Origin of the sequence: Marinobacter sp. Arc7-DN-1 (genome assembly GCF_003441595.1) — a bacterium.
GTDB classification, from domain to species: domain Bacteria; phylum Pseudomonadota; class Gammaproteobacteria; order Pseudomonadales; family Oleiphilaceae; genus Marinobacter; species Marinobacter metalliresistant.
The window spans coordinates 883,725-899,261 of sequence record NZ_CP031848.1; the positions used below are offsets into that span (position 1 = coordinate 883,725).

12 protein-coding genes and 4 tRNA genes are annotated in these 15,537 nt (G+C 56.8%); 3 read left to right on the forward strand and 13 right to left on the reverse strand.

Annotated features, from left to right (window positions below):
- Positions 1-139: 139 nt before the first annotated feature.
- The 7 genes from clpX to D0851_RS04120 all read right to left on the reverse strand — a co-directional run bounded on the left by clpX (position 140) and on the right by D0851_RS04120 (position 4,395).
- A complete protein-coding gene (gene clpX, locus D0851_RS04090) occupies positions 140-1,423 on the reverse strand; it encodes an ATP-dependent Clp protease ATP-binding subunit ClpX (protein WP_117617481.1) in 1,284 nt (427 codons plus the stop codon).
- 76 nt (positions 1,424-1,499) lie between these two features.
- The gene (gene clpP / locus D0851_RS04095; protein ID WP_117617482.1) at positions 1,500-2,135 is read right to left on the reverse strand and encodes an ATP-dependent Clp endopeptidase proteolytic subunit ClpP; all 636 of its coding nucleotides are present in this window, start codon (positions 2,133-2,135) and stop codon (positions 1,500-1,502) included.
- Between the two features lie 172 nt (positions 2,136-2,307).
- Positions 2,308-3,612 carry a trigger factor gene (gene tig, locus D0851_RS04100; RefSeq protein ID WP_117617483.1) on the reverse strand — a complete coding sequence of 435 codons (1,305 nt, stop codon included), beginning with the start codon at positions 3,610-3,612 and terminating at the stop codon, positions 2,308-2,310.
- A 251-nt stretch (positions 3,613-3,863) separates the two neighbouring features.
- Positions 3,864-3,948: transfer RNA gene (locus D0851_RS04105), tRNA-Leu, on the reverse strand.
- A gap of 79 nt (positions 3,949-4,027) precedes the next feature.
- Positions 4,028-4,103, reverse strand: a tRNA-His gene (locus D0851_RS04110).
- A gap of 106 nt (positions 4,104-4,209) precedes the next feature.
- Positions 4,210-4,286, reverse strand: a tRNA-Arg gene (locus tag D0851_RS04115).
- Between the two features lie 32 nt (positions 4,287-4,318).
- A tRNA-Pro gene (locus D0851_RS04120) sits at positions 4,319-4,395 on the reverse strand.
- Positions 4,396-4,627: 232 nt separating this feature from the next.
- Here D0851_RS04120 and folD point away from each other — a divergent pair.
- Positions 4,628-5,485, forward strand: a complete 858-nt coding sequence (folD, locus tag D0851_RS04125; RefSeq protein WP_117617484.1) for a bifunctional methylenetetrahydrofolate dehydrogenase/methenyltetrahydrofolate cyclohydrolase FolD — start codon at positions 4,628-4,630, stop codon at positions 5,483-5,485.
- A 153-nt stretch (positions 5,486-5,638) separates the two neighbouring features.
- Here folD and D0851_RS04130 read toward each other — a convergent pair whose 3' ends face one another.
- From D0851_RS04130 to D0851_RS04140, 3 genes are all read right to left on the reverse strand, one after another.
- Entirely contained in the window at positions 5,639-7,819 is a 2,181-nt protein-coding gene (locus D0851_RS04130; RefSeq protein WP_117617485.1) for a malate synthase G, read from the reverse strand.
- A 150-nt stretch (positions 7,820-7,969) separates the two neighbouring features.
- Positions 7,970-9,358 (reverse strand): cysteine--tRNA ligase, encoded by a 1,389-nt coding sequence (gene cysS, locus D0851_RS04135; RefSeq protein ID WP_117617486.1) that lies wholly within the window; start codon positions 9,356-9,358, stop codon positions 7,970-7,972.
- Positions 9,355-11,034, reverse strand: coding sequence for a glutamine--tRNA ligase/YqeY domain fusion protein (locus tag D0851_RS04140; RefSeq protein ID WP_117617487.1), 1,680 nt, complete (start codon positions 11,032-11,034; stop codon positions 9,355-9,357). The genes cysS and D0851_RS04140 overlap by 4 nt, the downstream gene beginning before the upstream one ends.
- A gap of 138 nt (positions 11,035-11,172) precedes the next feature.
- Between D0851_RS04140 and D0851_RS04145 the strand changes: the two genes are divergently transcribed.
- Both D0851_RS04145 and lpxH read left to right on the forward strand, forming a co-directional pair.
- The gene (locus D0851_RS04145; RefSeq protein ID WP_117617488.1) at positions 11,173-11,682 is read left to right on the forward strand and encodes a peptidylprolyl isomerase; all 510 of its coding nucleotides are present in this window, start codon (positions 11,173-11,175) and stop codon (positions 11,680-11,682) included.
- Positions 11,679-12,404, forward strand: a complete 726-nt coding sequence (gene lpxH / locus D0851_RS04150; RefSeq protein WP_117617489.1) for a UDP-2,3-diacylglucosamine diphosphatase — start codon at positions 11,679-11,681, stop codon at positions 12,402-12,404. Before D0851_RS04145 ends, lpxH begins: the two co-directional genes overlap by 4 nt.
- Positions 12,405-12,440: 36 nt before the next feature.
- On the opposite strand, the gene D0851_RS04155 is transcribed toward lpxH, so the two are convergent.
- Genes D0851_RS04155 through D0851_RS04165 form a run of 3 tightly spaced genes read right to left on the reverse strand, consistent with a single transcriptional unit; the run spans position 12,441 to position 15,522 of the window.
- On the reverse strand, positions 12,441-13,238 hold the full coding sequence (locus tag D0851_RS04155; RefSeq protein ID WP_117620275.1) for an amino acid ABC transporter ATP-binding protein: 798 nt from the start codon (positions 13,236-13,238) through the stop codon (positions 12,441-12,443).
- An 11-nt stretch (positions 13,239-13,249) separates the two neighbouring features.
- Positions 13,250-14,335, reverse strand: a complete 1,086-nt coding sequence (locus tag D0851_RS04160) for an amino acid ABC transporter permease (RefSeq protein WP_117617490.1) — start codon at positions 14,333-14,335, stop codon at positions 13,250-13,252.
- Complete coding sequence (locus D0851_RS04165; RefSeq protein ID WP_117617491.1) at positions 14,335-15,522, reverse strand: amino acid ABC transporter permease; 1,188 nt, start codon at positions 15,520-15,522, stop codon at positions 14,335-14,337. Before D0851_RS04165 ends, D0851_RS04160 begins: the two co-directional genes overlap by 1 nt.
- Positions 15,523-15,537 lie beyond the last annotated feature (15 nt).

The following is a 15,537-nucleotide window of genomic DNA, read 5'->3' on the forward strand; positions in this document are numbered from 1 at the left end:
ATCACCCTTCATTGGGGCGCCGACGTAAATTGCAATATTTTTACCGGAGGGAAAGCAGGGGAATGGCGTAACTAAAATGGGGTCAGATGAACGCGTTCATCTGACCCCCGGTCTGACTTGGCCGCTCATCTGAACGGGCTCAATCCTCAGGAACCGCCTTGGCGTGATCACTGCTCGCGTAGATCTTGAAGGGATCGGAATCGCCACTGATCACACTTTCGTCGATCACAACTTTGCAGACATCATGTTCAGACGGAATCTGATACATGGTATCCAGAAGCGTTGCTTCCATGATCGACCGCAATCCGCGAGCACCGGTTTTCCTCACCATGGCCTTCTTGGCAACCGCCCGCAACGCATCATCCCGGAAATCCAGCTCGACACCTTCCATATCAAACAGCTTCTGATACTGCTTGGTCAGGGAGTTCTTGGGCTCGGTCAGAATCTGGATCAATGCTTCCTCATCAAGCTCGTTGAGCGTTGCGACCACCGGCAGACGGCCAACGAATTCGGGAATCAGGCCGTATTTGACCAGATCCTCGGTTTCCACGTCCTTGATGACATCGCCCATGTTCTTGGCATCGTCCTGACTGGCCACGGAGGCGGAGAAGCCAATGCTGTTCTTCTCGGTGCGCTCACGGATGACCTTGTCCAGCCCGGCAAAGGCACCGCCACAGATAAACAGCATGTTTCCGGTATCCACCTGCAGGAATTCCTGCTGCGGATGCTTCCGGCCTCCCTGGGGCGGAACCGAGGCAACGGTGCCCTCGATCAGCTTCAGCAATGCCTGCTGCACACCTTCACCGGAAACGTCCCGGGTAATGGAAGGGTTGTCTGACTTGCGGGAAATCTTGTCGATCTCGTCGATGTAAACAATACCCCGCTGGGCCTTGTCGACATCGTAGTCACATTTCTGCAGAAGCTTCTGGATGATGTTCTCGACATCTTCACCGACATAACCTGCTTCAGTCAGTGTTGTGGCATCGGCAATGGTGAACGGGACATTCAGCATGCGCGCAAGGGTTTCTGCCAACAGGGTTTTACCGCTACCCGTTGGACCGATCAGCAGAATATTGCTCTTGCCGAGTTCAACATCGCCCTTGCCCTCTCCATAACGAAGACGTTTGTAGTGGTTGTAAACTGCAACTGACAGCACCACCTTGGCGCGGTCCTGGCCGATGACATACTCGTCAAGGGTAATGCGGATTTCGGCCGGCGTAGGAAGGCGATCGCTCGGCTCGTCCTGTGCATTTTCCTGGATTTCTTCCCGGATAATGTCATTGCACAGGTCGACGCACTCGTCGCAGATGAACACCGAGGGCCCTGCAATGAGCTTACGGACTTCATGCTGGCTCTTTCCACAAAACGAGCAGTACAGCAACTTGCCGCTATCGTCGCCCCTGCCGTTTCTTTCATCTGCCATTGAAATACCTCTGATCTCGTTTTGCCGGCGTCACAGCCTGATACGCCGGACAAGTATGATGCGATTACTTCCAGTATTATTTATTCAGTACGCGCTTATCAAGTATTGAATCAATCAGCCCATACTCTTTCGCCTGCGCCGGATCCATGAAGTTATCACGGTCGGTGTCCTTGGCGATGGTCTCCAGATCCTGCCCGGTATGATGGGCCAGGATTGAATTCAGGGTGTGCCGGATCTTGAGAATCTCACGGGTGTGGATCTCAATATCCGTCGCCTGCCCCTGATAACCACCCAGCGGCTGATGGATCATCACGCGGGAGTTAGGCAGGCAGGCGCGCTTGCCAGCCGCGCCACCGGCGAGCAGGAAGGCGCCCATGCTGGCCGCCTGGCCGACACACAGAGTGGCGACATCCGGCTTGATGAACTGCATGGTGTCGTAGATGGACATCCCCGCAGTCACAGAACCACCCGGGCTGTTGATGTAGAGATGGATGTCCTTGTCCGGATTTTCCGATTCCAGGAACAGGAGCTGAGCCACAATCAGGTTCGCCATGTGGTCCTCTACCGGGCCCACCATGAAGATCACCCGTTCTTTGAGCAGACGGGAATAAATGTCGAACGACCGCTCGCCGCGAGCTGTCTGCTCGATAACAATCGGTACCAGTCCGGAACTGGTCACCATTGCGGGGCCATCAATTGGTTTCTGCGTCATGATGCGACTGGACTCCTTAAGAACAATAGGTCGTGGACTCGTGCCACGGCAGTTTCAGTAATGTTGTACCCCATACTTTGCCAGCAGCAGCCCCAGATGAAAACAGCCGGGCATGCCGGCTGTTTTCAGGGATCGGCCAACAGGGCCGGAATTAATCCTGCCCCGGGGCAAATCAGCGCTGGGGCTGACCAGCCTGCACGGCCTCTTCGTACTTGACCTTCTTTTCTTTCACGTCGGCCTGCTCAAGCACGTGATCAACAACCGCATCTTCCAGCACAGAGGACTCGATCTGGGACTTCTGCTCCGGATTGCTGTTGAAATGTGCAACAACCTCTTCCGGCTGTTCATACGTAGACGCGATCTCCTGGATCTTTTCGTCCACCTTGGCAGGGTCCGCCTTCAGGTCGTTCTTCTTGACCACTTCCTGGAACAGGAGGCCGGTTTTCACGCGGCGCTCAGCCTGCTCCTGGAAAATTTCCTTCGGCAGTTGCTGGAAATCAACCTGGCCACCGAAACGCTGAACCGCGTCCTGACGCAGGCGGTCAATCTCCTGGTCCACCAGCGCAGCCGGGATGTCCAGAGCGGTGGTTTCAAGCAGGCCGTCAACAACGTCGTTCTTGACCTTGTTCGCGACTGCCTGCTTAAGCTCCCGCTCCATGTTCTTTCTGACTTCTTCACGGAATGCCGCTTCATCTTCGGCATCAATACCGAACTTCTTGAAGAACTCGGCATTCATTTCCGGCAACTGGGGCTCTTCGACCTTGTGAATCTTGATTTCAAACCTGGCCGGCTTACCCGCCAGATCTTCGTTGTGATAATCCTCAGGGAAGGTCACTTCGATTTCCATGTCTTCACCGGCCTTGCCGCCCACGATGGCTTTTTCGAAGCCCGGAATCATCTGACCGGAACCCAGAGTCAGGCGATGGCCTTCAGCGGCACCACCCTCGAACTCTTCACCGTCGATAAACCCTTTAAAATCAATCGTCAGAACGTCCTTGTTCTTGGACTTGCGGCCGACCTCTTTCATGGTGGCCTGCTGACGGCGCAGGTTGTCGATCATGTTGTCGACGTCTTTGTCGGTGATTTCAGAGGTCAGCTTTTCAACAGAAATCCTGCTCAGATCGCCCAGCTCGATTTCCGGAAGTACTTCGAAAATGGCTACGAACTCAAGGTCCTTGCCCTCTTCCATGGTCTTCGGCTCAAACTTCGGCCAGCCTGCCGGATTAATATCCTGCTCCTGCAATGCCTTGATGTAGTTGTCGCGCATTACCTCGCCGACAATTTCCTGGCGGACGCTGTCACCGAAACGACGCTTGACCACGCTCATGGGCACCTTACCCGGACGGAAACCATTAAGACGCACGGTACGCGCGGTTTCCTGCAGCCGTTTCTGGACCGCCTGGTCGATTTCCTGGGCGGGCACACCAATCGTCATGCGACGCTCGATGTTGGAGGTCGTTTCAACAGACACTTGCATGGAAGATCCTCAAATTACAGGTTCGGTATGTGAATGAAATTAAACCTAAAAGTCCGATTTCGGGAGAATTCCCGCAAAAGGACCGAAAATTAAAAGCCAGTAGTTTATCATGCTTTGCCCCGCCGAGAGAATCACCTGGCAAGGCACTTTGGACCGCACCCTGATAAGACCGGCGAAACCACTTCCGGGGATAGAAATCAGAACTGGGGACAAAACCGGAAAAAGAAAGGCGAAACGAAAAAAGAAAGGAGTGGTGCGCGAGGAGAGACTCGAACTCTCACGGGTTGCCCCACTGGAACCTAAATCCAGCGCGTCTACCAGTTCCGCCACTCGCGCACAACGGGATGAGGAATGGCCGATGACAAGACTGCCATCAATACATTCACCAAACGCGGAATCAAACCTGAAAGAAAAGTGGGGTGGACGAAGGGGATCGAACCCTCGACCGCAGGAGTCACAATCCTGAGCTCTACCAACTGAGCTACGTCCACCACATCGGGACATACCTTTCGGCATTCTCTATTTGACGACCGAATCGTCAAGGTTTCAACTTTGCCGGTTACGGTCGCTCCGGCGCGGACCAAGCCGACGACTTGATGGCGCGCCCGGCAGGACTCGAACCTGCGACCACCCGCTTAGAAGGCGGGTGCTCTATCCAGCTGAGCTACGGGCGCTTGACCGTTCGCCCACCTGAATATCCAGAAAATGGTCGGGGTAGAGAGATTCGAACTCCCGACATCCTGCTCCCAAAGCAGGCGCGCTACCAGACTGCGCTATACCCCGACTGAACTGAACAACAAGTGCTTCAGCAAAGTTGGCGCGCATATTACCGGCGCCGGCGGGCTCCGTCAACATGGAATTTTAAATTCCCTGAGACAACGGTTCCCCAGTGACAAAACACCGGCACAAAAGTTCCCCCGAAGCGGGCCGGCACACCCTCCAATTGGAGTTCCCCCGGAAGCATGAGACAATGCCCGGCCTCCAACTTACCAACGCCCAACCGACAAGACGAGACATGACCGCCAAACTGATCAACGGAAAAGAAATTGCCGCCGAAGTAAGACAGCAGGTCGCCATCGGCGTGGAAGCCCGCAGGCAGCAAGGGCTTCGTGCACCAGGACTTGCTGTGGTGCTGGTCGGCAACGATCCCGCTTCCCACGTATACGTAGGCAACAAACGCAAAGCCTGCGATGAAGCCGGAATCCTTTCCCTCTCCTACGACCTGCCGGCAGACACCTCCCAGGACGCGCTGGAGGCACTGATAGACGAACTGAACGAGAACCCGACGGTGGACGGGATTCTGGTACAGCTCCCCCTCCCCGACCATCTGGATGCGGATCCGATTCTGGTGAAGATTCGGCCAGACAAGGATGTGGACGGCTTTCACCCCTACAACATTGGCCGGCTGATGCAGCGCAAACCCACCCTGCGCCCCTGCACCCCGGCGGGCATCATCACCCTGCTCGACAGCATCGATACTCCCTACAAGGGCCAGCACGCCGTGATTGTGGGCGCCTCCAACATCGTCGGGCGGCCAATGAGTATGGAACTGCTGCTTAAAGGCGCGACCACAACCGTTTGCCACCGATTCACACCGGATCTGGAGAAGTTTGTTCGTGAAGCGGACATTCTGGTGGCAGCCGTGGGCAAACCCGGCCTGATCAAGGGAGAGTGGGTGAAACCAGGCGCAACCGTGATTGATGTGGGCATCAACCGGATGGAAGACGGAAAACTGCACGGCGACGTGGATTTCAGGACAGCGTCCGAACGTGCTGCCTACATCACACCGGTCCCCGGCGGTGTCGGACCGATGACCATTGCCACCCTGCTGCAGAACACCCTGTACGCTGCTAACATATTGCACCGGGTCTGACCCCGAAGGGGTCTGACCCGATTTTCAGCTTTTTTTCGAGGGATCCACCCACATTCTGGTGAAAAGGGGGGCTGACCCCTTTGGGGTCAGCCCCCGCTATGAAAAGCTGGTCACAAAAAACCCCGCCGTGGCGGGGTTTTTTGTGACCAGAGCTTACTGCCCGTACTTCGCCTTCGCCTTGAGGCGGTATGCGTGCAGGAGCGGCTCGGTGTAGCCATTCGGCTGCTCACGGCCCTTCAGAACCAGATCCAGGGCCGCCTGGAAGGCCACACTGTCATCAAAGTTTCCGGCCATCGGGCGATACGCAGGATCACCGGCGTTCTGCTTGTCGACCACAGCTGCCATGCGCTTCATGGTTTCCATGATCTGCTCTTCAGAGCAGATGCCGTGGTGCAGCCAGTTGGCCAGCAACTGGGATGCAATCCGCAGGGTGGCACGGTCTTCCATCAGACCCACATCATTAATATCGGGCACCTTGGAACAACCAACGCCCTGATCAATCCAGCGTACAACATAACCGAGGATACCCTGGGCGTTGTTGTCCAGCTCTTGCTGGATGTCTTCGGCGCTCAGCGACGACGGATCGTCCATCACCGGTACCGTCAGGATGTCTTCCAGGGCGGCACGGGTACGGCTTTCCAGCTGCTTCTGAACGTCAGCCACACTCACTTGATGGTAGTGAGTGGCATGCAGGGTGGCGGCGGTGGGAGACGGAACCCATGCAGTGTTGGCGCCAGCTTTCGGGTGACCGATCTTGGCCTCCAGCATGCCCGCCATCAGATCCGGCATGGCCCACATGCCCTTACCAATCTGGGCAACGCCACGGAAACCGGTCTCCAGACCAATGTCCACGTTCCACTGCTCGTAGGCGTTGATCCAGGTTGCCTGCTTCATCGCGCCTTTGCGAATGAACGGACCCAGTTCCATGGAGGTATGGATCTCGTCACCAGTGCGGTCCAGGAAGCCGGTGTTGATGAACACAGCACGCTCCTTGGCGGCATGGATACAGGCCTTCAGGTTAACCGTCGTGCGGCGCTCCTCGTCCATGATGCCAACTTTCAGGGTAAAACGTGGCATGCCCAGTGCGTCTTCAACACGACCAAAGAATTCGTTGGTGAACGCCACTTCTTCCGGGCCGTGCATCTTGGGCTTCACAATGTACATGGAGCCTTTGGTGCTGTTCTGGAACTTGCCATTGCCTTTCATGTCGTGAATGGCAATCAGCGAGGTGATCAGGCCATCCATCAGACCTTCCGGCACTTCGTTGCCGTCTTTCAGCAGAATGGCCGGGTTGGTCATCAGATGACCGACATTCCGGATAAACATGAGGCTGCGCCCTTTCAGGCTCAATTCGCCGCCGTCCGGTGCGGTGTAGGTGCGGTCCGCGTTCATTTTACGGGTCAGTTGCTCGCCGCCCTTCTCGAAGGTTTCCTGCAGATCACCTTTCATCAGGCCGAGCCAGTTGCGGTAGGCCAGAGCCTTGTCGTCGGCATCGACGGCCGCAACCGAATCTTCGCAATCCATGATGGTGGTCAGGGCAGACTCCATCAGTACGTCTTTCACATTGGCGCCGTCGTCCTTGCCAATCGGATGGCTGGCGTCAATCTGAATCTCGAAGTGCATGCCGTTCTTGACCAGCAGCACGCCAGTGGGCGCATCGGCGGCACCGGTGTATCCGACAAAGCCGGCTTCGTCCTTCAGACCGGTGGCTTCACCATTCTGCAGCTTTACCACCAGCTTGCCACCCTCAACCAGGTACTTGGCAGCGTCTTTATGGCTACCGGAAACCAGCGGCGCGGAGCTGTCCAGCAGATCGCGGGCCCACTCGATGACCTTGGCGCCGCGTACCGGGTTATAGCCACGACCTTTCCCGGCACCGTTCTCTTCGGAGATGGCATCAGTGCCGTACAGAGCGTCGTAAAGGCTGCCCCAGCGAGCGTTTGCCGCGTTAAGGGCAAAGCGGGCGTTCATGATCGGCACAACCAGCTGCGGGCCGGCCATGGTGGCGACTTCCGGATCAACATTGGCGGTCGAAATCTTGAATTCTGCGGGCTCGTCAACCAGATAACCAATGTCGTTCAGGAAAGATTTGTACTCGGCCATGTCCAGCTTCTGACCCTTGCGGTCCCGGTTCCAGCTGTCCATTTTTTCCTGGATCGCATCACGCTTTGCCAGCAGCTCGCGGTTGCGCGGCGCCAGCTCGTTCACGATCCTGTCGAATTCTGCCCAGAATTTGTCGGCATCGATTCCGGTACCCGGAATCGCTTCGTTGTTTACGAAATCATACAGATTCTTTGCGACTTGAATGCCGCCGACTTGTACGCGTTCTGTCATCGTTGTCTGCCTCAGTGGGTTACGTTTCCCGACTCCCCCTTCACCTTGAGGGGGCATTCTAATTAGAGCGCCGCATTGTAAGGGAAAATCCTTACAAGATCATTCCTGCAGGCGCAAAACTGGTCTGACCAACCACCATTTCCCCGAAATTCAACCTCTCCGCCAGCTCGTCCCCTCGCGGGAGTCGTCCAGAACAATGCCCTTCTCCGCGAGATCGTCGCGAATCCGGTCAGCCTCGGCAAAGTTCTTCGCCTTGCGGGCATCTGCCCGGGCCTGGATCAGCGTCTCAATGTCCTCGGCACTGAGTTCACTTCCAGTATCGGCCTGGAAGAAAGCCTCGGGATCCTGCTGCAGCAGGCCAAGTACGCCACCGAGTCTTACCAGCACCGCTGCGCTGCGCTTCGCTTCCTCTTCACGCCCGTCCCGACGATGCTGGTTGATCTCGTTAGCGACGGCGTGCAACACAGCAATCGCGCCTGCGGTGTTGAAATCATCATCCATCGCTTCGGCGAACCGCTGGTCGTACTCTGTTTCCGGCACATCCGCTACTTTAGCGGGCACAATGCCGCGCAGCGCATGGTAAAGCCGGGTGAGCGTGCGACCGGCCTCAGCCAGGTTTTCCTCGGAATAGTCCACCTGGCTCCGGTAATGACTGGAAACCAGGAAATAACGAACCACCTCCGCAGGGTACTTTTCCATAATCTCGCGGATGGTGAAGAAATTGCCCAGGGATTTGGACATCTTTTCCTTGTTCACCCGAATAGCTCCAGCGTGCATCCAGGTATTCACGAAGGTATGGCCGGTGGCGCACTCGGATTGGGCAATCTCGTTTTCATGGTGCGGGAACAACAGATCAGGGCCACCGCCATGAATATCAAAGGTGTCGCCCAGGCAGGCGGTGGACATTACCGAACACTCAATGTGCCAGCCCGGTCGACCATCACCCCAGGGTGAAGGCCAGCTCACCTCCCCCGCCTTGGCCGCTTTCCACAGTGCGAAATCCGCCGGGCTACGCTTGGCTTCCTGAACATCGACCCGGGCACCCGCCAGCAGATCTTCCAGCTTCTTTTTGCTGAGCTTGCCGTAGTCATCAAAGGAATCAACGGCAAAATACACATCGCCGTTATCGGCGGCATAGGCATGCCCCCCGGAAATCAGCTTATGGATCATCGCGATGATTTCGTCAATGAATGCCGTGGCCCGGGGCTCGTCGTCCGGAGACAGCACGCCCAGGCGGGCTTCGTCTTCGTGCATGGCTTTGATCATACGGTCAGTGAGCTCAGTGTAGGGCTCGCCGTTCTCGTCAGCACGACGCAGGATCTTGTCGTCAATATCGGTAATATTGCGAACATAGTTCACCTCGTAACCCCGGTGGCGCAGGTAACGGGTGATCACATCAAACGCCACCAGAACCCTGGCATGGCCAAGATGGCAGTAGTCGTAAACCGTCATGCCGCAGACATAGATCCGGACCTTGCCCGGTTCAATAGGCCGCAGTTCTTCCTTCTGCTGGGTCAGCGTGTTGTAGATGCGGATCACTTGCCCCCCTTACCCCAGGAATCCCTGAGCGTTACGGTGCGGTTGAAAACCGGCCGGCCGGCACTGGCGGTGTGCTCCTGATCGCAGAAGAAATAGCCTTCGCGCTCGAACTGGTAGGGCAGATCGGTACGAGGCTGCGCCAGACTCTTCTCGACCCGGGCGCCTTTGAGAACGACCAGAGATTCCGGATTCAGGTGATCCATCAGATCGCTGTCCTTATCGCTGTCCGGCGATTCATGGCTGAACAGGCGGTCGTACAGGTTGATGTCCGCTTCCACACTGTCAGTTGCGGACACCCAGTGAACAACGCCGTTAGGCTTGTAGCCCTCGGGATTCACACCCAGGGTGTCCGGATCGTATTCGCACTTGAGCTCAACAATCTCGCCGCTGTCGTCTCGGATAACTTCCCGGCAGGTCATCACATATCCGCCCCGCAGGCGTACCGCCTGATCCGGCGCCAGCCGCTTCCATTTCCGCGGAGGCTCCATGTCGAAATCTTCCCGGTCAATATACAGGGTCCGGGTCCAGGGCACTTCGCGCTCGCCCATTTCCGGGTTTTGCGGGTGCACGGGCAACGTCAGGGTCTCGCTCTGGCCGGCCGGATAGTTGGTCAGCGTCACCTTCAGTGGCCGCATCACACACATGGCGCGCGGGGCCCGGTTGTTCAGATCTTCCCGGATGGCATGCTCCAGCATACCCACATCCACAGTGCCACCGGCCTTATTCACGCCGATCATATCGCAGAAGGTGCGAATGGACTCGGGGGTATAACCGCGCCGGCGCATACCGGAAATGGTGGGCATCCGCGGGTCATTCCAGCCATCAACAGCCCCCTCATCCACCAGGCGCCTGAGTTTGCGCTTGGAAGTAATGGTGTAATTCAGGTTCAGCCGGGCAAACTCGATCTGGCGCGGGTGACAGGGGACTGAGATGTTATCCAGGACCCAGTCATACAGCGGCCGGTGATCCTCGAATTCCAGGGTACAGAGCGAATGGGTGATTCCCTCCATAGCGTCCGAAATCGGATGGGTGAAATCGTACATCGGGTAGATGCACCATTTGTCGCCGGTCTGGTGGTGCTCGGCGTACCGGATACGGTAAAGAATCGGATCCCGCAAATTAATGTTCGGGGACGCCATATCAATCTTGGCCCGCAAAACCAGCTCACCGTTCTGGTACTTGCCGTCGCGCATGTCGCGGAACAGTTGCAGGCTTTCTTCAATCGGGCGATCACGATAGGGGCTGTTTCTGCCCGGCTCTCTCAGGCTGCCCCGGTACTCGGCCATTTCGTCGGCATTCAGGGCGCACACGTAAGCCTTGTCCCGGGTAATCAGTTCCTCGGCAAACTCATACAGGGCGTCGAAGTAATCCGACGCGTAGCGAACCTCGCCGGCCCACTCGTAGCCAAGCCACTCCACGTCCTGCTTGATGGCGTCGATGTATTCCTGGTTTTCCTTCTCCGGGTTGGTGTCGTCAAACCGCAGGTTACAGTCTCCGGAAAAGGTTTCGGCGATACCAAAGTTCAGGCAAATCGACTTGGCGTGGCCAATGTGCAGGTAGCCGTTGGGCTCCGGCGGAAAACGGGTGACCACCTTGCCGGTATGCTCTCCGTTGGCGATGGCGTCTTCGATCAGGCTCTGGATAAAGTTGTGGGCTTTCTTCGACTCGGCGCTCATACAATCTCTGTTAAAAGGGGAGTGAATCTTAAACCGCGTATTATACTCACAAATCCTTGCCGGACTCATGCATAGCGGGAAAGTCTTGAGTACAATGGGGCCCGTAACGCATTCAACCATTACGAACAGGAAAACCTGATGATTCTGCTGACAACCAACTACGGTGACATCAAGCTCGAACTGGACTACGACAAGGCACCGGAAACCGCCAGGAACTTTGAACAGTACGTCCGCGACGGCTTTTACGATGGTCTGATTTTTCACCGTGTGATCAGCAACTTCATGATTCAGGGCGGCGGATTTGAGCCGGGCATGACACCCCGCAAAACCCGGGATTCCATCCAGAACGAGGCTGATAACGGCCTGAGCAACATGCAGGGAACCATTGCCATGGCCCGCACCATGGACCCTCATTCCGCCACGGCCCAGTTCTTTATCAACGTTGAGAACAACGGTTTTCTGGACCACACCGCCAAGAACGCCGAGGGCTGGGGTTACTGTGTTTTCGGCAAGGTGGTTGAAGGCATGGAAACGGTCAACGCCATTCGTGCTGTGCGCACCACCATGCGCGGCGGACACCAGGACGTTCCCGCGGATGATGTGGTCATTGAGAAAGCCGAAGTTCTGGAGGACGGAGGCGCGGCGTGACCACGCTGTTTATCTCGGATCTTCATCTGGAAGAATCACGCCCGGACATCACCGGGGCATTCCTGGCCTTTCTTGAGCAAAAAGCCGCCGGGGCTGAACAGCTCTACATCCTTGGCGACTTTTTTGAGGCCTGGATTGGGGACGATGAGCGCACACCGCTGCAGGAAAAGGTTGCTGCCGCCCTTCGCAAAGTGAGAGACGGGGGCACCGAGATCTTTCTGATGCATGGCAACCGGGATTTCCTTATCGGCGAGGATTTCTGCGATCGTGCCGGGGCGACGTTGCTGGAAGATCCCTGCGTGATCGATCTATATGGCACGCCAACCCTGCTGATGCATGGTGACAGCCTGTGCACCGCCGATGAGGAGTACCAGAAGTTCCGTGCCAACATGCGCAACCCGCAATGGCAAAAGATGATTCTCCAGCGGCCGCTGAAAGATCGCCAGCAGATGGCCCGCCAACTGCGGGAAATCAGCATGGCCAAAAATCAGGGCAAGGAAGAGTTCATCATGGACGTAACACCCGAGGAAGTGGTCCGGGAGCTGGAAGCCCACGGCGTGCAACGGATGATCCACGGCCACACACACCGTCCGGCGGAGCATGCGCTGACTGCGAATGGGCAGCCAGCGAAGCGGATTGTCCTGGGCGACTGGGCCGAGAACGTCTGGTGGCTGGAAGTGACGCCCGGCGCTTCACCCCTTCTCGACAAACACCCGCTGTAACGTAGAAAGGCCGGGCCATTGCCCGGCCTTTCCGTCTCAGTTGTGCAGAATCTGCTCCAGGAACTTCCGGGTTCTCGGTTCTCTGGGGTTGGAGAAAAACTCCTGGGGCGGAGCCTCTTCCACAATCTCACCGCTATCCATAAAGATCACCCGGTCCGCCACCGTTTTGGCAAACCCCATTTCATGGGTGACGCAGATCATGGTCATGCCACTTTTCGCCAATTCCACCATAACGTCGAGCACTTCCTTGATCATTTCCGGGTCCAGTGCCGAGGTGGGCTCGTCGAACAGCATGATTTTCGGCTTCATGCACAAGGCCCGGGCAATGGCCACCCGCTGCTGCTGGCCACCGGACAACTGACCCGGGTACTTGTTGGCCTGATCGGGAATCTTAACCCTTTCCAGGTATTCCATTGCGCTCGCTTCAGCTTCCTTGCGGGGGGTCTTCCGGACCCAGATGGGCGACAGACAACAGTTCTCCAGCACGGTCAGGTGCGGAAAAAGATTGAAGTGCTGAAACACCATGCCGACTTCCCGGCGCACGGTGTCAATCTGGCGCACATCATCGGTCAACTCCACATCATCCACCACGATTTTGCCCTGCTGATGCTCTTCCAGCCGGTTAATGCAGCGGATGAATGTGGATTTGCCGGAACCTGACGGGCCACAGATAACGATGCGCTCGCCCTGCTTCACGGTCAGGTTCAGATCTTTCAGAACGTGAAAGTCCCCATACCATTTGTGCATACCCTCGACTCGAATAATATCGACTTTCGGCTCACTCCGGCTCTCGGCATTCTGCTGGCTGTCCGGTGTTCGGGTGGTTTCTGTCATTGGATTACCCATCATGATTTATGACCAGTGTCGAGTTTGCGCTCCAGCTTCTGGCTGTACCGGGAAATGCCAAAACAGAACACCCAGAAACTGAAGGCAACGAAGACATACCCCTCAATGGCGACGTTCTGCCAGGCGGGGTCCGTTATGGTTGATTGAACTGCGCCAAGGATGTCGAACAGGCCGATGATCAGCACCAGCGTGGTGTCCTTGAACAGCGCTATAAACGTGTTAACGATCCCGGGAATGACCATCTTGAGGGCCTGGGGCAGAATGATCAGCCCGGTTTTTTTCCAGTACCCGAGCCCCAGCGCGTCCGCTGCCTCGTACTGCCCCCGCGGAATGGCCTGCAGGCCGCCCCGGATAACTTCCGCCATGTAGGCCGACTGCCAGAGGGTAATGCCGATCAGTGCCCGCATCAGCTTCTCGAAGTTCATGCCTTCCGGCAAAAACAGCGGCAGCATCACAGACGCCATGAACAGCACGGTAATCAGCGGAACCGCCCGCCAGACCTCGATAAACACGACACAAAGGCCGCGAATAATGGGCATATCCGAACGCCGCCCCAGGGCCAGAAGAATACCGATGGGCAGGGACGCGATTATGCCGATATAGGCAATGATCAGCGTCAGCATCAGGCCGCCCCATTTGGCGCTGTCCACTGCCTCAAGGCCAAAGCTGCCGCCCGGGATCAGGAAATAGCCGACCACCGGCAGGCCAGTCATGCCGAAAATGCCCAGCCACTTGCGGCCCGGTAAGTTCTCAATGAACTGGGGCACGAACGACAGAGCCAGCAGGGCGAACATCACATCGATACGCCACTGCAGGGAATCCGGATAAAACCCGTAGATAAAGAAATTCAGGCGCTGGTTGATAAACAGCCAGCAGGCACCGGCGCCCGTGCAGTCGCTCGGCTCACTGCCCTTGAAGTCGGCCTCAAGGAACAACCAGTTCAGCACTGGCCCCACGCTGGTTACCAACAGGTAGCCCACGATCAGGGTCAACAGGGTGTTGTACCAACTGGAGAACAGATGCATCCGCATCCACGCTACCGGGCCCAGAGTTTTCCTGGGTGGTTTCATTACAGACTCAGCCATCATCGCTCCTTAATCGCCACAGCCCGGTTATAAATGTTCATAAACAGGGAAATGAGTAGACTGATTGTCAGATAAACGGCCATCGTAATCGCAACGACTTCAACGGCCTGGCCTGTCTGGTTCAGGGTCGTCCCCATGAACACCGCCACCAGATCGGGATAGCCGATCGCTGTCGCCAGCGAGGAGTTCTTGACCAGATTCAGGTACTGGCTCGTTAACGGCGGAATAATCACCCGCATGGCTTGCGGAATAACGACCAGACGCAGGGTGAGACTGTTCGGCAGCCCCAGCGCTTTGGAGGCTTCTGTCTGGCCCTTACTCACGGAAAGGATGCCGGAGCGGACAATCTCCGCGATGAAACTGGCCGTATAGAGAGATAGCGCAATCCATAGGGCCGCCAACTCCGGAATGATGGAAATGCCACCGCCGAAGTTGAACCCTTTCAGGGCCGGAAAGTCCCAGGTCAGCGGTTGCCCCGCCATCAGGTACGCCAGCACCGGCACCAGAACCAGAACGGCGAGACCCACCTTGAATGTGGGAAAGATCTGCCCGGTGGCCAACTGACGTTTTTTGGCCCAGGTTCGCAGAGCCACAACCGCAACGACGGCGGCGATCACCCCACCCCAGACCAGGCCGAAGCCATCCTGGGCCACCGGTTCCGGCAGGTACAGGCCCCGGTTATTCAGGAACAGCGCATTGCCCACCTCGACACTTTGCCGGGGCGAAGGCAGATTACTGAGCACCGCAAAGTACCAGAAGAAGATTTGCAGCAGCAGTGGGATGTTGCGGATCACTTCGATGTAAACCAGGGCAACCTTGGCCACCAGCCAATTACTGGACAGTCGGGCAACCCCGAGAATAAAGCCGAGAATCGTGGCAGCGACGACACCCATGGCGGAGACCAGCAGGGTGTTGGTGAGCCCCACCCAGAAGGTCCGGCCATACGACATGGTGGCGTCGTAGGGGACCAAGCTCATGATGATGCCAAAGCCGGCGGTTTCATCGAGAAAGCCGAAACCGGTGCTGATGCCACGGCTTTCCATGTTGGACAGTGTGTTATCGATCAGGGTCCAGCCAGCCCAGAAGACCAGCGACAGAGTAACGAGCTGAAAGAAGATGGAACGAATACGCGGATCATACCAGGGTTTGGGACCCGCAGGTCTCGAATCAGTTGTTTGTCTTTTCATGCATTTTCCCGAAAA